Genomic DNA, 16,489 nt, shown 5'->3' on the forward strand with positions numbered 1-16,489 from the left:
GGGGAGCGCCTCAATGAAGATCAAACGATTGTCAATAAATAACCCCTGCATGTCAATCCGGCACCTCCCTTGGACGCCACTGCGCTGCCTACAATGGACGTAATAACAACAAGGAGACCGCGCCGATGAACGTCCTGCACTACCTGAAATTTTGCCTGTTCCATGTGGTCGGTCTGCTGGCCGCCGCCGCGCTGTACGCCGGCGGCGACACGGTCGCGGCCTCGCTGCTGGGCGTGGTGCTGTTCTACGTGCTGGGCGACCTGCTGGGCGGCGACGATCTGAGCACGCCGTCGCTGCGCCACCACGCCGTCCTGACCGGGCAACTGTGGCTGGCCTTGCCGCTGCTGTTGCTGATCGTCGGCGCGGCGCTGGACAGCTTCATCGCCGGCCGCTACGCCACGCCGCTCCAGCTGGCGGCCGCCGTGCTGCTGACCGGGCTCATGATAGGCACGATAGGCACCATCACCGCGCACGAACTGGTCCACCGCACCAGGGAGCCGGCATCGTTGCTGATCGGCCGCTGGCTGCTGGCGTTCAGCTTCGACACCGGCTTCGCCATCGAGCATGTGTACGGCCACCACCGCTACGTTTCCACCCGCGAGGACCCGGCCACCGCGCCGCGCGGACGCAACGTCTATTGGCACATCGTCTGCTCCACCATCAAGGGCAACATCAGCGCGTGGCAGCTGGAACGCAAGCGCCTGGAGCGGCGCGGCCAGCGCCAGTACAGCCGGCACAACATGGTGCTGCGCGGCCACCTGATGAGCGTACTGCTGCTGGCCGCCGCCTGGTACTGGGGCGGCGCCGCGGCGACGCTGTTCTTCAGCGTCTGCGCGCTGTGGGGCAAGGCGCTGCTGGAGGTGGTCAACTACATGGAGCACTATGGGCTGGTGCGCAATCCGGCCCGGCCGGTGCAGCCGCGCCATTCGTGGAACACCAACAAACGCCTGAGCTCCTGGACCATGTTCAACCTGACGCGCCACTCGCACCACCACGCGCGCGCCGGCCTGCCGTACCAGGACCTGCATCCCTACCCGGACGCGCCGCTGATGATAGGCGGCTATCTGTCGACCATGCTGCTGGCGCTGGTGCCGCCGCTGTGGCGGCACCTGATGGCGCCGCGCCTGCGCGCCTGGGACCGGCACCATGCCAACGACGAAGAACGCCAGTTGCTGCGGGATGTCGGCTAACCGTTCTTGCCGGCCACCGCCAGCTGGCGGTACTGGGTCGGCGTGACGCCGGTGGTGGCCTTGAACTGGCGCGTGAAGGCGGAATGGTCGCCGTAGCCGCAGGCCTGGGCGATCTCCGCCACGCTGGCGGCGCCCTTCAGCAACCGCGAGGCGGCGTCGACCCGGGTCTGGATGATCATCTGGCGCGGCGTCAGGTGGAAGATGCGCAGGAAGTAGCGCTCGATCTGCGCCACCGACATATTGGCCGTGCGCGCCAGCTCGGCCAGCGGCAAGGCTTGGCCGTATTCCTGGTGGATCAGGTTCACCGCCGCCGCCACCTTGCGGTAGGCGGGATTCTTCTTGTCCGCCATCGCCAGGTCGCGCGACACGCCGGTCAGGCCGACGATGCGGCCGGCGGCGTCGCGCAGCGCGGTCTTGCGGGTCAGGCACCAGCCGGGATCGCGGTTGGGATACAGGTGCAGTTCCAGCTGGTCCTCGATATCGCTGCCGCCGGCCAGCACCGCCATGTCCTGCGCCAGGTAGGTCTGGCCGAACGGCCGCGCGAACACCTCGGCCGGGGTGCGGCCGATCAGCGCCGCCTTGTGCCGCTGGCCGCAGCGCTGCACCAGCGTCTGATTGACCACTATATAGCGGCATTCGACGTCCTTGACGAAGAAAACCACGTCCGGCAGCGCGTCGAACAACGCCTCGGCAAAGAAGGGGTCGGCGATGTCCGTGCCCAGGGCCAGCCGGGCGTCGTCGTGAGGGAGTTCTTTATGCATGAAGGCGATTGTGCCAGCGGCGCCGGGCGGCGTCTCCTGTTTTATCGCCGTTGTGCAGATTTCGTCATCGATCATGCGCAGGAGATGCAAGACAGCGGGGCTCAGGAAGCCTAAGATTTGAGCATGAAAACCATCTCCATCATCGACTCCCACACCGGCGGCGAACCGACCCGCCTGGTGACCGACGGCGGCCCGGAATTGGGCCAAGGACCGCTTAGCGAGCGGCTCGCCCTGCTGAAACGCCAGCACGACCGCTTCCGTTCCGCGGTGGTGTGCGAACCGCGCGGCTCGGACGTGCTGGTCGGCGCGCTGCTGTGCGAGCCCTACGAGGCCGATTGTGCGGCAGGCGTCATCTTCTTCAACAATGTCGGCTACCTCGGCATGTGCGGCCACGGCACCATCGGCCTGGTCGCGTCGCTGGCCTACATGGGCCGCATCGGCGCCGGCCGCCATCGGATCGATACGCCGGTCGGCGTGGTCGAGGCCGAGCTGCACGCCGACGGCAGCGTCACGGTGGACAACGTGGCCTCCTATCGCAGCCAGACCCAGGTCACGGTCGAGGTGCCGGGCCACGGCCCGGTCACCGGCGACGTGGCGTGGGGCGGCAATTGGTTCTTCCTGGTTTCCGGTCACGGATTGGAGCTGGGGGTTGGTAACGTCGAGGCGCTGACCGCCTACACGGTGGCCGTCGCCGCGGCGCTGGAACAGGCCGGCATCACCGGCGAGGGCGGCGCGCTGATCGACCATATCGAACTGTTCGCGCCATCGCGCACCGGCGCCGACAGCCAGAGCTTCGTGCTGTGCCCCGGCAAGGCCTACGACCGCTCGCCTTGCGGCACCGGCACCAGCGCCAAGCTGGCCTGCCTGGCGGCCGACGGCAAGCTTGCCGAGGGCGCGCTGTGGAAGCAGGAAAGCGTGATCGGCAGCGTGTTCGAAGCTTCCTACCGTTATCGCGGCGAGCAGCTGATCCCCAGCATCCGCGGCCGCGCATGGGTGAACTCGCAGGCGCAGTTGCTCCTCGATCCGACCGATCCTTTCGTATGGGGCATCCGGTGAGCCAGAACGACGTGATCGTCATCGGCGCCGGCATCGTCGGTGCCGCCTGTGCGGATGCGCTCAGCCAGCGCGGCCTGCGGGTGATGGTGATCGAACAGGACATGCCCGGCAGCGGCGCGACCGCGGCCGGCATGGGACACCTGGTGGTCATGGACGACAACCCGGCGGAGCTGGCGTTGTCGGCGTACTCGGTCTCCTTGTGGAATTCGCTGGTGGGCGACCTGCCGCAGCGCCACGAGTACAGCCGCTGCGGCACCATCTGGGTCGCCGCCGATGAGGAAGAAATGGCGGCGGCGCGCACCAAGGCCGACACCCTGTCCGCCTACGGCATCGCCTGCGAACTGCTGGCGCCTGCCACGCTGTATGCACGCGAGCCGCAATTGCGCACCGGCCTGGCCGGCGGCCTGCTGGTCTCCGGCGATGGCCTGGTGTATCCGCCCAAGAGCGCGCGCATCCTGCTGGACCGGGCGATCCGCCGCGGCGCCACCACGCTGCGCGCCAGCGTCGCCGCCATCGAAGACAACGGCGTGCTGCTGGCCGACGGCGCCCGCCACCAGGCGCAGCACGTGGTGCTGGCCGCCGGTTCGCGTTCGGCCACGCTGCTGCCCGAACTGCCGGTGCAGCCGAAAAAAGGACATATCGCCATCACCGACCGCTATCCCGGCTTTGTCCACCACCAGCTGGTGGAACTCGGATACATCAAAAGCGCCCACGCCGCCAGCGGCGACTCGGTCGCGTTCAATTTGCAGCCCCGTCCTACCGGACAAGTACTGATCGGCTCCTCCCGCCAGTTCGACACAATCGACCTGGCGGTGGAGCCGGCCATGCTGCAACGCATGCTGCGCCATGCCGCCGCGTTCACGCCAGCCTTGGCGCAACTGAACCTGCTGCGCTGCTGGACCGGCCTGCGTGCCGCCACCCCGGACGGCCTGCCGCTGATCGGCCCCCACGCCGCGCGGCGCGGACTGTGGCTGGCGACCGGACATGAAGGATTGGGCATCACCACCTCGCTGGCGACGGCGCAACTGCTGGCCGGCCAGATGACCGGCGACAGCACCCGCATCCCTGCAGCACCTTACTTACCGGGACGCTTCAATGACTGACGTCGTCCTCAACATCAACGGCCTCGATATCCATGTGGCGCAAGGCGTCAGCGTGGCCGCGGCGATCGCCATGGCCGGCAGCGCCGTCACCCGGCGCTCGGTTCGCGGCGCGGCGCGCGCCCCTCTGTGCGGCATGGGCGTGTGCCAGGAGTGCCGTGTCACCATCGACGGCCGCATGCACCAATTGTCATGCCAGACGCTGTGCGCCGACGGCATGCGCGTGACCACCGGCGAGGTCCGCCCATGAGCCGCTACGAGGTACTGGTGATCGGCGCCGGACCGGCCGGACTGGCGGCCGCGCATGCCGCCGTGGCGCACGGCGCCCAGGTCGGCCTGGTCGACGACAACCCGCTGGCCGGCGGCCAGATCTGGCGCGGCGGCCCGGAGCAGCAGGACCAGCGCGCGCAAAGAATGTGGAGCGACCTGCGCGCCGCCCCCAACCTGACCTACCTGCCGCAGACGCGCGTGTTGTACGCGCCGGCGCCGCAACAGCTGCAAGTACAGACGCCATCGTCGTCGGCCACGCTGCACTACGAAAAACTGATACTGGCCACCGGTGCGCGCGAGCGCTTGCTGCCCTTCCCCGGCTGGACATTGCCCGGCGTGACCGGCGCCGGCGGCTTGCAGGCCCTGGCCAAGGGCGGCTATCCGGTACAGGGCAAACGGGTGGTGGTGGCGGGCAGCGGCCCGCTGCTGCTGGCGGTGGCCGCGACGCTGCGCGCCAAGGGCGCGGAGATCGTCGCCATCGTCGAGCAGGCGTCCTTGCCGGCGTTGGCCCGCTTCGGCTTCGGCCTGTTGGCGACGCCGTCCAAGATAACGCAGGCGCTGCAACTGGCCGCGCAGCTGAGCGGCATCCCGTATCTGCGCGGCAGCCATGTGCACTCGGCGCTGGGCGACGGCACGCTGCAATCGATCCTGGTCCAGCGCGGCGGCGCGCGCGAGCTGGAGGCGCTGCAATGCGACTACCTGGCCTGCGGCTACGGCCTGCTGCCCAATGTCGAACTGGCGCAGGCGCTCGCTTGCGTCACCGCGTCGAACCAGCGGCAAACCACGGTGCTGGTCGACGACGACCAGCTGACCTCCGTGTTCGGCGTGTACTGCGCCGGCGAAGGCACGGGTGTCGGCGGCGTCGACCTGGCGCTGGCCGAGGGCCGCATCGCCGGCCTGGCGGCCACCGGCCAGCTCAGCGCCGCGCGGCAGCTGTACGCCGAACGCGCGCGCTGGAAGAAATTCGCAGCAAGGCTGGAGCGCGCTTTTGCGCTGCGGCCGGAACTACTGAAACTGGCCGGCGACGACACCATCGTCTGCCGCTGCGAAGACGTCTGCCACAGCGAGCTGCGCACGCACACCAGCTGGCGCAGCGCCAAGCTGCAAACGCGCTGCGGCATGGGGCCGTGCCAGGGACGCATCTGCGGCGGCGCCACCGAACTGCTATATGGCTGGCGGCCGGACGCGGTGCGGATGCCGATCTCACCGGCCCGCATCGCCAGCATCATCGACGATTAATTCACGTATTAACCACAACACCGATTCATCACAAGGAGAACAGCATGGCAGCAGCAAAATGGGAAGGGGTATTCCCCGCAGTAACCACCAAATTCAAAGAGAACGAGGATCTCGACCACGCGGAAATGGAAAAGCACTTCAACTTCCAGATCGACAGCGGCGTGCACGCGCTGCTGACCTGCGGCTCGCTGGGTGAAGCCAGCACGCTGTCGTTCGACGAGAAGCTGGCCGTCACCAAGACCGCGCTGAACGTCGCCGCCGGCCGCGTGCCGGTGCTGGTCAACGTCAGCGAAACGCGCACCGCCACCGCCTGCCGCTTCGTCGAAAAGGCGCACGAGATGGGCGTTCAGGGTCTGATGGTGATGCCGTCGGTGCTGTACGCGGCCGATTCGCGCGAGGCGATCGACAATCTGCGCGTGATCGCCAAGGCGGCGCAGCTGCCGATCATGGTCTACAACAATCCGGTCTCCTACAAGGTCGACCTGACGCCGGAAGACTTCAAGGAACTGGCCGATTGCGAATGGATTGTCGCGATCAAGGAATCGACCGACAACGTACGCCGCATCACCGACCTGCGCAACGCCGTCGGCAACCGCTACCAGCTGTTCATGGGCGTGGACGATCTGTCGTTCGAAGGCCTGGCGGTGGGCGCGGATGGCCTGCTGGCCGGCCTGGTGGTGGCCTTCCCGAAAGAGACCGTGGCGCTGTACAAGCTGATGAAAGCCAAGCGTTGGGATGAAGCGCTCAAGCTGTACCAGTGGTTCATGCCGCTGATGCACCTGGACGTGTCGAACAAGCTGGTACAGAACCTGAAGCTGGTGGAAACGCTGGCCGGCGTCGGCAACGAGTTCGTGCGCCGTCCGCGCCAGCCGCTGCAAGGCGCCGACCGCGCCCGCGTCACCGCCGTGGTCCAGGCGGCCCTGGCCACCCGTCCGGACGTCAGCCAGCTGTTCTAAAAACCAACCCCGGGGTCAAGTCTGACATTCGGACACGAGCTCTGCTGTAGCCATGGCTACAGCAGAGCTCGTGTCCGAATGTCAGACTTGACCCCGGTTTTTAGCGTTTGATGGTCGAGCCGCGCAGGATCAGCTGCGGTTCGATCATCGTGGTGGCGGGGGCGGGTTTGCCGTCGATGGCGGCGATCAGCTTTTCCATCGCGGCCACGCCCATGCGCTCGCTCTGCAGGTCCACCGTGGTCAGCGCCGGCGAGGTGTATTGGCCGTACTCGATGTTGTCGAAGGCCGCTACCGACAGCTGCTCCGGCAGCTTGAAGCCCAGCGTCTGCGCCGCTTTCATGAAGCCCAGCGCCATCAGGTCGTTGTAGCAGATCAGCGCGTCCGGGTGCTCGGCGCCCAGCATGATGGACGAGCATACGCGATCGCCTTCGGCCGCGGTCGGCGCGCCGCCTTCATACACAGTCAACTCCAGGTCGTGCGCGGCCAGGCAGGCGCGGATGCCGGCCAGGCGCTCTTCGTCGCGCCGCGAGCGCGGAAAGCGCAAATAGCCGATGCGCTTGTGCCCCAGCGAGACCAGGTGCCGCGCCAGCATGTAGGCGCCGCGGTGGTCGTCGCTGATCACCCACGGTATCTCCAGCCGCGACAGCCGGCCGAAATACACCAGCGGTTTGCCCAGCTCCATCACCCAGTCCATCTCCGATTCCAGCATGCGCGAGAACATGATGATGCCGTCCACCCGGCGGCTCAACGCTTCCAGCAAGGGCCGTTCGCGGTCCGGGTTTTCCTCGGTGTCGACCAGCAGCAGCGTGTAGCCGTGCGCCAGCGCGACGCGGTTGGCGCCCTTGACGATGCTGGTGAAGTGCGGGTTGGCCACATCCAGCACCGACAGGCCGATGCTCTTGGTGCGGCCGGTGATCATCGACGCCGCCAGCGGATTGGAACGGTAGCCCAGCCTGGCGATGACTTCCTTGATGGTCGCCTCCACCGCCGGCGAGAAGCGCTGCGCGCCGTTGACGAACTTCGATACGGTGGCGGTCGAGACGCCGGCCGCCGCGGCGACGTCGCGGATGGTTGCTACATTTTTTTTCATGTTCTGATTGTCGGGGATGCGTGGCCGCCGGTGCTTCGGCGGCGCCAAAGGACAATCTTAGCATGTCGGCATCGCTCCGCCGCCCGATCACAGGTCGGTGATTTCCTTGTGGCGCGGGACCAGCACCTTCATCACGCTCCACGCCACCAGGTAGGCCAGCGCGCAGATGGCGAACATGATCATGTAGCCGGTGCGGATGTCGTTGACCGATTTGTAGTAGTCGAACACCCAGCCGCCCAATTTGGTCAGCAGCACGCCGCCGATGCCGCCGGCCATGCCGCCGATGCCGATCACCGAGGCCACCGATTTTTGCGGGAACATGTCGGACACGGTGGTGAAGATATTCGCCGACCAGGCCTGGTGCGCCGAGGCGCCGACGCCGATCAACAGCACCGGCACCCAGAAGCTGATCGCCCCCAGCGGCTGCGCCAGCAGCACCACCAGCGGGAAGAAGGCGATCACCAGCATGGCTTTCATGCGGCCGTCATACGGCGCATGGCCGCGCGCCATGAAGTAGCTGGGGAACCAGCCGCCGCCGATCGAGCCTATCATGGTCATGCTGTACAGCACCGCCAGCGGCACCACGATGGCGTCGCCCTTCATGCCGTATTGCGCCGACAAATAGGTGGGCAGCCAGAACAGGAAGAACCACCAGACGCCGTCGGTCATGAATTTACCGAAGGCGAAGGCCCAGGTCTGGCGGTACTTCAGCAGCTGGAACCACGCGACTTTGTTGTCGGCCGCCGGCGCCGCCACCACGGCCGGCTGGTCGCTGCGGATATAGGCCAGCTCCTGCGCCGACAGGCGCGGCTGCCGGTCCGGCTTTTCGTACAGCGTGATCCACACGCTCATCCAGACGAAGCCCAGCATGCCGATCATGATGAAGGCGGCCTGCCAGCCCCAGATGCCGGCGATCAGCGGCACGCAGATCGGCGCCAGGATGGCGCCGACGTTGGCGCCGGAGTTGAAGATGCCGGTGGCGAACGAGCGTTCCTTCTTCGGGAAGTATTCGGCGGTGGCCTTGATCGCGGCCGGGAAGTTGCCGGCCTCGCCGACCGCCAGCACCGCGCGCGAGATCATGAAGCCGACGATGGACGGCACCGTGACGATGCCGAAGGCGCCCAGCAGCACACCCACGCCCTCGCCCATCGGCACCGAGAAGGCGTGCAGCAGCGCGCCCAGCGACCAGATCGTGATGGCCAGCACGTAGGCGGCCTTGGTGCCGATCCGGTCGACCACGCGGCCGGCCAGCAGCATCGAGATGGCGTAGACGAACTGGAAGGCGGCGGCGATGTTGGCGTAGTCGGTATTGCTCCAGCCGAATTCCTTGGACAAATCGGGCGCCAGCAAGCTCAGGACCTGGCGGTCCAGGTAGTTGACGGTGGTGGCAAAAAACAACAGCGCACAGATGGTCCAACGGTATTTACCGACGGTTTTTCCCACCGCTTGCGCGTTCACAGGCTCGCTCAGGTTCATGGCATCACTTCTATTCTGGTTTTTGGTGATGATCTCCCGGTCTCCACGAGATCACTCTAGTCGTAAGTCATCGTACAACTATAAAACGCGATAGGCAAGCGGAAAGATGCGGATATTCAGGGGGTTGCGCCATCGCGACGGCCCGGCGCTGCGGCTGTCGCGATGATGTTGTACGATGACATTGAATGCGATTACGGGGTTTTGGCGGTGCCGCCCTTGGCCAGCAACAGCGCCACCAGGCTGATCACCGCTGCCGTGGACAGGTAGTAGCCGACGTATTGCAGGCCGTAGTTGGTCGCCAGCCAGGTGGCCGCGTACGGCGCCAGCGAGGCGCCCAGGATGCCGGCCAGGTTGAACGTCAGCGAGGCGCCGGTGTAGCGCACCTCGGCCGGGAACAGCTCGGACAGCATGGTGCCCAGCGGGCCGTAGGTCATGCCCATCAGGCCCAGGCCCAGCGACAGGAACACGGTCACCATCGTACTGCTGCCGGAGCCGAACATCGGCGCCATCGCCAGCCCGAACACGGCGATCGCGGCCGACACCCACACCAGCGTGATGCGGCGGCCGTAGCGGTCGGCCCACAGCGCGGCGACCGGGATGGTCAGGCCGAAGAAGGTCACGGCGTACAGCTGCTGGATCAGGAAGTCCTTGCGGCTGAACTTGAGCGCACTGGTGCCCCAGCTCAGCGCGAACACCGTCATCAGGTAGAACAGCACGAAGGTGGCCAGCGCGATCAGGGTGCCCAGCACCAGCACCCGGCGGTGCTCGCGCCAGACCGTCACCACCGGCACCTTGACCCGCTCGTTCTTCTCCAGCACCTTCTGGAAGTCCGGCGTCTCATGGATCTTCAGGCGGATGTACAGGCCGACGATCACCAGCAGCGAGCTGGCCAGGAAGGGAATGCGCCAGCCGTAGCTGAAGAACTCGGCGTCGCTCAGGGTCTGGCTCAGCAGCAGGAAGATGCCGCCCGACAGGAAGAAGCCGATCGGCGCGCCCAGTTGCGGGAACATGCCATACCAGGCGCGCTTGCCCGGCGGCGCGTTCTCGGTGGCCAGCAGCACCGCGCCGCCCCACTCGCCGCCCAGGCCCAGGCCCTGGCCGAAGCGGCACAGCGCCAGCAGCGCCGGCGCCAGGGTGCCGATCGAGGCGTAGGTCGGCAGCGCGCCGATCACCACGGTCGAGATGCCCATGGTCAGCAGCGCCGCCACCAAGGTGGCCTTGCGGCCGATGCGGTCGCCGAAGTGGCCGAACACGGCCGAACCGACCGGGCGCGCGAAGAAGGCGATGGCGAAGGTGGCCAGCGATTGCAGCGTGGCGGCGGCCGGGTCGCTGGCGGGGAAGAACAGTTTGGGGAACACCAGCACGGCCGCAGTGGCGTAGATGTAGAAATCGAAGAATTCAATCGTGGTGCCGATCAGGCTGGCAAACAGCACGGTGGCCGGCGAGTTGGTCTTGGGCGATCCGGGTTGAAGCTGACTCTTGGACTGACGCATGCTTGACGCTCCTGCGGGTGGATGGTGCGGCCCATCATACACACCCGCCGCGTCTGCTGCCAAGCGGATAAGCTTGCTCGCTAGGTATCGATTTGCGCAAAGGCAACGCCGATCTGGTCGGCCGTCAGCGGCCGCACCAGGCGCGCCACTTCCAGGCCGTCGCGCAGGAAGATCAGCGTCGGCCACAGCTTGACGCGGTAGGAACGGCCCAGCGCGCGGCCGGGGCCGTCCTCGACCTTGTAGTGGCGCACGCCGTCGTGGCCGACGAAGGCTTGCGCCAGCGGCGCCTGCGCGGCCATGCAGTGGCCGCACCAGTTGGCGCCGAACTCCAGCAGGGTGGCGCCGGCCAGGGCGTCGACGGTGGCGCGCTCGGGCGCGGTGGGCAGGTAGATTTTTTCCATGGCGTCAGGATTTGGTTTTGGCTTTGAGCTCGGCGCACGGGTCGGGTCGGGACTGCGGCGCCACGCTGTAGACCGCGTCGTAGCGGCCGGCGCCGTCGGCGCCTTCGACATAGCCTTCGCTGCGCACCGTCAGCGCCGGCGCCAGTTGGTTGATCCAGCGCGCCACGCCGACGTCCTTGCGCACGTGGCCGTTGCCGGCGATCAGCACGACGTCGCGCGGCCGCTGGTCGCGCACGATCTTGGCCATCCAGATGTCGCGCGACACCTGGGCGTTGATCATGCCGTCGACCATCATCTCCGGCAGCATATTGCAGTGGCCGGCGGTGATTTCCTGGTACTGGGCGCCGCGCACGTCGGCCGGCAGCGGCTGGTCGAGGTGGTAGTCGCGCACGCTTTGCGGGTCGAAGCTGGCGGCGATGCCGTCGCGCACCACGCGCGCGGCGTCGGCGCGCGACAGATTGCCGGCGACCAGCGGCAACTGGTAGGTCAGCGCCAGCTGGATCACCGGGTAATACAGTTGCCAGTTCCAGCGGCCGGCGCCGACCACGCGGATCACGCACTGGGCGTCCAGGCAACCTTTCTGGGCCTTGCTCAACACGTCCTGGTGTTCGCGGTCGAACTGCTCCATGACGATGGCCGGGCGCCAGCCGGCCTCGACCCGCTGGCGCAGCAGCTCGTAGCGCAGCTTGTGGCCGGCGGCGTTGTCATGCACCTCGCCCAGCAGCAGCACCTGCGGATTGGGTCCATCCGGCGCCGGCGCGGCCGCCGTGGCGACGCCAACGGCGCCCTTGCCGCCGCTGGCGCAGCCGGCCAGCACAGCCAGCGCCGCAGCGACCAAAGTCAACCCCAGTTTGCCGCCATATGTGGAAATCATCTGTGCCCGCATCCTCTGCAATCGAATTATTTGTTGTGAAGTTGAAATCATCTGCGCCACTGGCCCGCAAGCAACAACCGTTGTTGCGCCGCACGAATTGATTGCTCCGAGAAAAATACAGATGGCAATATGTTATTAAATATGGTTTAATGTGAATCTGTAGAGCACGGTTGGAGCCACGACCAATCTTAGCTTAAAGAATATGTTTTAATGTAGGCTTAACGTCCTGCTTGTGCAGCATAGTCAGGAGAGCACTGTGAAGAAGTTGAATTTTATAACGATATTATTGCTGGCCCTGGGAATGGCCGGAGCCGCTCAGGCTCAGGCCGCCAGCCCAGACAACAGCAAAGTTGCAACCGCAGCAATCGTACTGGCCCAATGCGATGCCCACAGCGCCACGCCGTGCGGCATCGATGGCGCCGTGCCCGCGGAAAAGACCGCCTCGGATCGCGATCCTGAGGCGCTGGTCAACAACGCTCCGGAAAACCAGCAAGCCATCGACCCGGTGGCCGAAGTGCCGGAACCGCAAACCTTCGTCATGCTGATGCTGGGACTGGTCATTCTGGGCTTTTCCTCGCGCCGCCGCGGCGCCTCGGATAAATTTACCGAGTAAGCCTGGCCGCCGCTACAGGCCGCACACCCCGTGGATGTTGGTGATCGCCACGCCATGCAGGATGGCGCGGCCGACGCAGGAAAGTTTCTGCACGCCGTTCTCGGTGCCCAGTACCGCAAAGATCGCCAGCGCCAGCGCCACGCCGATCAAAATCGCCAAACCCTTGAGTGTGTCCTTGTCCATGGCGGCATCCTAGCGTGGCGCCGGACGCTTAAGCAACGGCGTCACCGAGCGTATAGTCGAAGTCATAGTAGTGCTTGCCGCCCTCTATGCGGATGTGCAACGTTCCGCTGAGGCCGGTCAGCTCGCCGCTGCCGGAATCGGCCACCACCGCCACCTTCAGGCCGGCCGTGCCGCGCTCCATGGTGCCGCTGTGGTGCAGCAGGAAGCTGCCGCGTCGCCCCGCCAGCGTCCCCGTCACTTTTTCCATCGCCACGTAGGCGCCGGAACCCAGTTCGCGATCCATATAGGCCAGCATCTCGCCGGCGCCGGCGGCGTCCAGCGCGCCGTGGTAGCGCTTGTCCAGCGACATGCGGCCGATGCCGCTGTCGGCCGCCACCGGCGACATGGTTTCGGGCGCCATCTTGACGTTGAATTCACCGCTGATATTGGGCATTGCTGGCCTTTCAAGTGTGGAGACGGGCATCCGCTTGCAGCGCGGCCGCTTCGTCGACCGGCGTCACGCACGGCATGCGCAGCACGAAGCTGGCGCCCTGCCCCAGGATGCTGGAAACGGTAATGGTGCCGCCAAACTGCTTGGCGATCAAGTTGAACACGATATTGAGGCCGAGCCCGGTGCCGCCCTGCCCGCGGCGGGTGGTGACGAAGGGGTCGAACACCTTGTCCAGCATGTCCGGCGGGATGCCCTTGCCGTCGTCCACCACCTGCATCTCGATCCAGTCGGCCTTCTGCGCCACGCCGATGGTGATGTGGCCCTCGTCGCCCGCGTCGAAGGCGTGCTCGACGCAGTTGAGCGTCAGATTGGTGATGACCTGGGCCAGCGCGCCGGGGTAGCTATCGAGCATGATGTCCGGCGGGCAGGCGATGCTGACGGTGATGCGGGTCTTCTTCAGCTTCGGTTGCAGGCTCGACACCACCTCGTTGATGTAGTCGCGCAGCTCGAAGCGGCGGCGCGCCTCGCTGACCTGGTCGACCGCGATCTGCTTGAAGCTGTGGATCAGGTGGGCCGCGCGGTAGGCGTTGTTCATGATCAGGCGGGTACTCTCGGCCGCCGTCTCCAGGTAGCGCATGATGTCGGATTTCTTGATATTGCCGCTGGCGACAGACTGGTGCACCTTCTCGGTCGCCTCCATCAGCACCGAGGCGCTGGTCAGCGCGATGCCGACCGGGGTGTTGATCTCGTGCGCGACGCCGGCCACCAGCCCGCCCAGCGAGGCCAGCCGCTCGGCCTGCAGCAGCGATTCCTGCGTGCGGCGCAGGTCGTCGAGCGCCTTGGCGGTGGTCTGGGCCGATTTGCGGGCCTCGTCCTCGGCCTCGCGGATGCGCTGGATATTCGATTTGACCTTGCGCTGGATGGCGTTGAAGCCGCGGATCACCTCGCCGAGCTCGTCGTGCCGGCTGTCGGGCAACTCCTCCACCTCGTCGCTGCCGCGCGTGGCCAGGTCGAACAGGCCGTCGCGCAGCCGCTTGAGCGGATCGAACACGATGCGCAGCGACAGCGCCAGCGCCGCCACCAGGATCAGGTCCAGCAGCAGCACCTCGGTGACCTTGCGCCGCACTTCGGCCGCCAGCGTGGCGTCGATCTGCGCGCGGCTGAAGTTGACCACCACGCGGCCGACGATGACCGGCTTGAGCGAGGCGCCGGCGGCGCCGGAATCGCGGTAGGCCAGGTCGGCCACCACCGGCGAACCGCCGACGGCGGCGTCGTTCTCGATCGAGCTGACGCTGCCGTTTTCATTGCGCAGCTTGCCGGAGAACAGGCCGACCGAGGTGTCGTAGACGCGGATCGACACCAGCTCGGGCGGCAGCATCTCGGCGGCGACGATGTTGTCGACCTTGGCCTTGTCCAGGTCCCACAGCGCCGACGGCAGGCTGGTCTGCAAGCGGGTCAGCACGCCCTGGCGCAGCCGCTGGCTGCTCACTTCCAGCTCGTGGCCGAGACTGTACTGGGCGTAGGTGCCGGAAATGCCCAACACCAGGGTCACGATGACCACGAAAAGCAGCGTCAAGCGGCCTTGGATACCAAACATCGACCAACCTCCGTGCAGTGATGGAATTGACGGCAACGTCCCAATGTACGGTATGACATGCGACTTGGCAAGATGTGGCCCCCATCGTCACGCCGCCGCGGCAGACTTTGCTCGCCCGCAATGGTAAGATCGGGCAATGTAGACGAGGTGGCAAACCGGGAGGGCATCATGACAGGCAATTATCATCAACTGACGCTGGCGGAGGTACGGCCGGGCATGGTCCTGTCGGACGTGCTGCTGGACGTGCAGGGCCACGTGCTGCTGCCGCAGGGCACGGTGCTGACCGAGGCCATGCTGACGCTGATGCCGCGCCACGGCATCGCCATCCTGCCCATCCTGAAAGACGAAGTGTCGCCGGAAGTGGCGCAGGCGACGCTGGAGCACCACGCGGCGCGCATCGCCCACCTGTTCCGCAAAAACGACGCCGACAGCGACAGCGACTGGGCCACCGCGCTGCTGCGCCGCTTCGTGTCGGACTTCCGCCTGGGCTTACCGGAGACCCCCGAGCATGAGTAATACCCTCAGTTACGACGACGTCGTCCGCACGCTGGACGACCTGCCCTCGCTGCCGGCGGTGGTGATGGAGCTGCTCAACAGCATAGACCAGGACGATATCGACATCTCCGTGCTGGCCAAGAAAGTCTCCTACGACCAGGCGCTGACGGCCAAGACGCTACGGCTGGCCAACTCCTCGCTGTACGGGCTGCAGGTCAAGGTCACCACCATCCAGCAGGCGATCACCTACCTGGGCTTCCAGACCACGCGCAACCTGATCACGGCGGCCGCCGTCACCGGCTGCTTCGCCGAGGGCCATTGCCCCGGTTTCGACCACAAGGCCTTCTGGCGCCACTCGATCGCCACCGCCGCCTGCGCCAAGGTGCTGGCGCGGCAGATGCGCTTCAACCAGGACTACGCCTTCACGGCCGGCCTGCTGCACGATATCGGCCGGCTGGTGCTGGTGTCCTGCTTCCCGAATCAGTACTCGGAAACCCTGGCCTACCGCGACGCCCACGATTGTTATCTGCTGGACGCCGAGCGTACCGTGCTGGGCGTCGATCATGTCGACGCCGGGCTGGCCCTGGCTGAGCACTGGAATTTTTCCGATACGATGCGGCTGGCGATCGGCGGCCATCACGACCCGGAAGCGCCGGGCGCAGGGTTCCTGGCCGCCATCATTCATGTGGCCGACGCCATCGTGCATGCGCTCGATCTGGCGCAGATGCAGGACGATCTGGTCCCGCCCTTGTCCACCGTGGCCTGGACTGCGCTGGGCCTCGATGAGGAAATCTATCTGCAACTGTTCCGCGAGACGGAACTGCAATATGAAGAAATTTCGATGGTGCTGCTGAGCTGAGCGTGCACCCTGCCGGCCGGCTTCAAGTCAAGCCCGGCGACGGCAGGTGCAGACGTGCGGGCGCATTAGTGACGCGCGTAGTTTCCGGCCTCGGCCTTTTCAGTACGCTCTTCTGGCTTCGGACGGCCCTGGGCGTCGGACAGGCGGTACTTGGTGCGGCGGTCGCCCATCAGGTCGCGCAGGTCGCGGATGCTCATGCCGGTCACTTCGTGCATGCGGATCAGCAGCGAGGCGCCGACCGGCAAGCGGTGGTGGCGGATCTTGCTGATGACCGGCGGCGCGACTTCCAGCAGGCGCGACAGCGCGGCGTCGTTTTTCAGCTGCATCTTGCCGAGCAAGATGTCCAGCAGATGGTTGGGATTGTAGCTTTCCTGGGAAGCGAGTGCGTGGTGTGCCATGATATTCC

The 16,489-nt window shown here is 66.2% G+C and carries 19 protein-coding genes; 9 read left to right on the forward strand and 10 right to left on the reverse strand.

Features of this window, described 5'->3' with window-relative positions; all coding sequences use genetic code 11:
• The first annotated feature begins 125 nt into the window (after nt 1-125).
• On the forward strand, nt 126-1,190 hold the full coding sequence (locus AC1RMD_RS16135) for an alkane 1-monooxygenase (protein ID WP_492927691.1): 1,065 nt from the start codon (nt 126-128) through the stop codon (nt 1,188-1,190).
• Here the strand turns inward: AC1RMD_RS16135 and AC1RMD_RS16140 are convergent.
• Complete coding sequence (locus AC1RMD_RS16140) at nt 1,187-2,026, reverse strand: helix-turn-helix domain-containing protein (RefSeq protein ID WP_492927692.1); 840 nt, start codon at nt 2,024-2,026, stop codon at nt 1,187-1,189. The genes AC1RMD_RS16135 and AC1RMD_RS16140 overlap by 4 nt on opposite strands.
• Nucleotides 2,027-2,074: 48 nt before the next feature.
• Here AC1RMD_RS16140 and AC1RMD_RS16145 point away from each other — a divergent pair, with 48 nt between their 5' ends.
• Genes AC1RMD_RS16145 through AC1RMD_RS16165 form a run of 5 tightly spaced genes read left to right on the forward strand, consistent with a single transcriptional unit; the run spans nt 2,075 to nt 6,572 of the window.
• Nucleotides 2,075-3,007 (forward strand): 4-hydroxyproline epimerase, encoded by a 933-nt coding sequence (locus tag AC1RMD_RS16145; protein WP_492927693.1) that lies wholly within the window; start codon nt 2,075-2,077, stop codon nt 3,005-3,007.
• The gene (locus tag AC1RMD_RS16150) at nt 2,992-4,110 is read left to right on the forward strand and encodes an NAD(P)/FAD-dependent oxidoreductase (protein ID WP_492927694.1); all 1,119 of its coding nucleotides are present in this window, start codon (nt 2,992-2,994) and stop codon (nt 4,108-4,110) included. The genes AC1RMD_RS16145 and AC1RMD_RS16150 overlap by 16 nt, the downstream gene beginning before the upstream one ends.
• Nucleotides 4,103-4,357, forward strand: a complete 255-nt coding sequence (locus AC1RMD_RS16155) for a 2Fe-2S iron-sulfur cluster-binding protein (protein ID WP_492927695.1) — start codon at nt 4,103-4,105, stop codon at nt 4,355-4,357. The genes AC1RMD_RS16150 and AC1RMD_RS16155 overlap by 8 nt, the downstream gene beginning before the upstream one ends.
• Nucleotides 4,354-5,616 carry an FAD-dependent oxidoreductase gene (locus AC1RMD_RS16160; RefSeq protein ID WP_492927696.1) on the forward strand — a complete coding sequence of 421 codons (1,263 nt, stop codon included), beginning with the start codon at nt 4,354-4,356 and terminating at the stop codon, nt 5,614-5,616. Before AC1RMD_RS16155 ends, AC1RMD_RS16160 begins: the two co-directional genes overlap by 4 nt.
• Before the next feature lie 44 nt (nt 5,617-5,660).
• Nucleotides 5,661-6,572, forward strand: a complete 912-nt coding sequence (locus AC1RMD_RS16165) for a dihydrodipicolinate synthase family protein (RefSeq protein ID WP_492927697.1) — start codon at nt 5,661-5,663, stop codon at nt 6,570-6,572.
• A gap of 100 nt (nt 6,573-6,672) precedes the next feature.
• On the opposite strand, the gene AC1RMD_RS16170 is transcribed toward AC1RMD_RS16165, so the two are convergent.
• From AC1RMD_RS16170 to AC1RMD_RS16190, 5 genes are all read right to left on the reverse strand, one after another.
• The gene (locus tag AC1RMD_RS16170) at nt 6,673-7,662 is read right to left on the reverse strand and encodes a LacI family DNA-binding transcriptional regulator (RefSeq protein WP_492927698.1); all 990 of its coding nucleotides are present in this window, start codon (nt 7,660-7,662) and stop codon (nt 6,673-6,675) included.
• 87 nt (nt 7,663-7,749) lie between these two features.
• Nucleotides 7,750-9,138 carry an MFS transporter gene (locus tag AC1RMD_RS16175; RefSeq protein WP_492927699.1) on the reverse strand — a complete coding sequence of 463 codons (1,389 nt, stop codon included), beginning with the start codon at nt 9,136-9,138 and terminating at the stop codon, nt 7,750-7,752.
• Between the two features lie 191 nt (nt 9,139-9,329).
• Nucleotides 9,330-10,631, reverse strand: coding sequence for an MFS transporter (locus tag AC1RMD_RS16180; protein WP_492927701.1), 1,302 nt, complete (start codon nt 10,629-10,631; stop codon nt 9,330-9,332).
• 80 nt (nt 10,632-10,711) lie between these two features.
• Entirely contained in the window at nt 10,712-11,032 is a 321-nt protein-coding gene (locus AC1RMD_RS16185; protein WP_492927702.1) for a thioredoxin family protein, read from the reverse strand.
• Nucleotides 11,033-11,036: 4 nt separating this feature from the next.
• Nucleotides 11,037-11,906 (reverse strand): ChaN family lipoprotein, encoded by an 870-nt coding sequence (locus AC1RMD_RS16190; protein ID WP_492927703.1) that lies wholly within the window; start codon nt 11,904-11,906, stop codon nt 11,037-11,039.
• A gap of 256 nt (nt 11,907-12,162) precedes the next feature.
• Here AC1RMD_RS16190 and AC1RMD_RS16195 point away from each other — a divergent pair, with 256 nt between their 5' ends.
• Nucleotides 12,163-12,519: a PEP-CTERM sorting domain-containing protein gene (locus AC1RMD_RS16195; RefSeq protein WP_492927704.1), complete on the forward strand. Its 357-nt coding sequence runs from the start codon at nt 12,163-12,165 to the stop codon at nt 12,517-12,519.
• 12 nt (nt 12,520-12,531) lie between these two features.
• Here the strand turns inward: AC1RMD_RS16195 and AC1RMD_RS16200 are convergent, their stop codons facing one another.
• Genes AC1RMD_RS16200 through AC1RMD_RS16210 form a run of 3 tightly spaced genes read right to left on the reverse strand, consistent with a single transcriptional unit; the run spans nt 12,532 to nt 14,729 of the window.
• Nucleotides 12,532-12,702, reverse strand: a complete 171-nt coding sequence (locus AC1RMD_RS16200) for a hypothetical protein (protein WP_492927705.1) — start codon at nt 12,700-12,702, stop codon at nt 12,532-12,534.
• 28 nt (nt 12,703-12,730) lie between these two features.
• Nucleotides 12,731-13,135, reverse strand: a complete 405-nt coding sequence (locus AC1RMD_RS16205; protein ID WP_492927706.1) for a DUF3224 domain-containing protein — start codon at nt 13,133-13,135, stop codon at nt 12,731-12,733.
• Nucleotides 13,136-13,145: 10 nt separating this feature from the next.
• Nucleotides 13,146-14,729 (reverse strand): sensor histidine kinase, encoded by a 1,584-nt coding sequence (locus AC1RMD_RS16210; protein ID WP_492927707.1) that lies wholly within the window; start codon nt 14,727-14,729, stop codon nt 13,146-13,148.
• Nucleotides 14,730-14,897: 168 nt separating this feature from the next.
• Between AC1RMD_RS16210 and AC1RMD_RS16215 the strand changes: the two genes are divergently transcribed.
• Both AC1RMD_RS16215 and AC1RMD_RS16220 read left to right on the forward strand, forming a co-directional pair.
• Complete coding sequence (locus tag AC1RMD_RS16215; RefSeq protein WP_492927708.1) at nt 14,898-15,245, forward strand: hypothetical protein; 348 nt, start codon at nt 14,898-14,900, stop codon at nt 15,243-15,245.
• Nucleotides 15,238-16,083 carry an HDOD domain-containing protein gene (locus AC1RMD_RS16220; RefSeq protein WP_492927709.1) on the forward strand — a complete coding sequence of 282 codons (846 nt, stop codon included), beginning with the start codon at nt 15,238-15,240 and terminating at the stop codon, nt 16,081-16,083. The genes AC1RMD_RS16215 and AC1RMD_RS16220 overlap by 8 nt, the downstream gene beginning before the upstream one ends.
• A gap of 65 nt (nt 16,084-16,148) precedes the next feature.
• Here the strand turns inward: AC1RMD_RS16220 and AC1RMD_RS16225 are convergent, their stop codons facing one another.
• Complete coding sequence (locus AC1RMD_RS16225) at nt 16,149-16,481, reverse strand: hypothetical protein (RefSeq protein ID WP_008451968.1); 333 nt, start codon at nt 16,479-16,481, stop codon at nt 16,149-16,151.
• Nucleotides 16,482-16,489 lie beyond the last annotated feature (8 nt).

Source organism: Duganella sp. GW822-FHT06D06 (assembly GCF_058799615.1).

Bases quoted from the DNA above. Each gene is read 5' to 3' on its own strand.
- AC1RMD_RS16135 (WP_492927691.1), top strand. From the start codon at position 126: ATGAACGTCCTGCACTACCTGAAATTTTGCCTGTTCCATGTGGTCGGT.
- AC1RMD_RS16140 (WP_492927692.1), bottom strand. From the start codon at position 2,026: ATGATCGATGACGAAATCTGCACAACGGCGATAAAACAGGAGACGCCG.
- AC1RMD_RS16145 (WP_492927693.1), top strand. From the start codon at position 2,075: ATGAAAACCATCTCCATCATCGACTCCCACACCGGCGGCGAACCGACC.
- AC1RMD_RS16150 (WP_492927694.1), top strand. From the start codon at position 2,992: ATGGGGCATCCGGTGAGCCAGAACGACGTGATCGTCATCGGCGCCGGC.
- AC1RMD_RS16155 (WP_492927695.1), top strand. From the start codon at position 4,103: ATGACTGACGTCGTCCTCAACATCAACGGCCTCGATATCCATGTGGCG.
- AC1RMD_RS16160 (WP_492927696.1), top strand. From the start codon at position 4,354: ATGAGCCGCTACGAGGTACTGGTGATCGGCGCCGGACCGGCCGGACTG.
- AC1RMD_RS16165 (WP_492927697.1), top strand. From the start codon at position 5,661: ATGGCAGCAGCAAAATGGGAAGGGGTATTCCCCGCAGTAACCACCAAA.
- AC1RMD_RS16170 (WP_492927698.1), bottom strand. From the start codon at position 7,662: ATGAAAAAAAATGTAGCAACCATCCGCGACGTCGCCGCGGCGGCCGGC.
- AC1RMD_RS16175 (WP_492927699.1), bottom strand. From the start codon at position 9,138: ATGAACCTGAGCGAGCCTGTGAACGCGCAAGCGGTGGGAAAAACCGTC.
- AC1RMD_RS16180 (WP_492927701.1), bottom strand. From the start codon at position 10,631: ATGCGTCAGTCCAAGAGTCAGCTTCAACCCGGATCGCCCAAGACCAAC.
- AC1RMD_RS16185 (WP_492927702.1), bottom strand. From the start codon at position 11,032: ATGGAAAAAATCTACCTGCCCACCGCGCCCGAGCGCGCCACCGTCGAC.
- AC1RMD_RS16190 (WP_492927703.1), bottom strand. From the start codon at position 11,906: ATGATTTCCACATATGGCGGCAAACTGGGGTTGACTTTGGTCGCTGCG.
- AC1RMD_RS16200 (WP_492927705.1), bottom strand. From the start codon at position 12,702: ATGGACAAGGACACACTCAAGGGTTTGGCGATTTTGATCGGCGTGGCG.
- AC1RMD_RS16205 (WP_492927706.1), bottom strand. From the start codon at position 13,135: ATGCCCAATATCAGCGGTGAATTCAACGTCAAGATGGCGCCCGAAACC.
- AC1RMD_RS16210 (WP_492927707.1), bottom strand. From the start codon at position 14,729: ATGTTTGGTATCCAAGGCCGCTTGACGCTGCTTTTCGTGGTCATCGTG.
- AC1RMD_RS16215 (WP_492927708.1), top strand. From the start codon at position 14,898: ATGACAGGCAATTATCATCAACTGACGCTGGCGGAGGTACGGCCGGGC.
- AC1RMD_RS16220 (WP_492927709.1), top strand. From the start codon at position 15,238: ATGAGTAATACCCTCAGTTACGACGACGTCGTCCGCACGCTGGACGAC.
- AC1RMD_RS16225 (WP_008451968.1), bottom strand. From the start codon at position 16,481: ATGGCACACCACGCACTCGCTTCCCAGGAAAGCTACAATCCCAACCAT.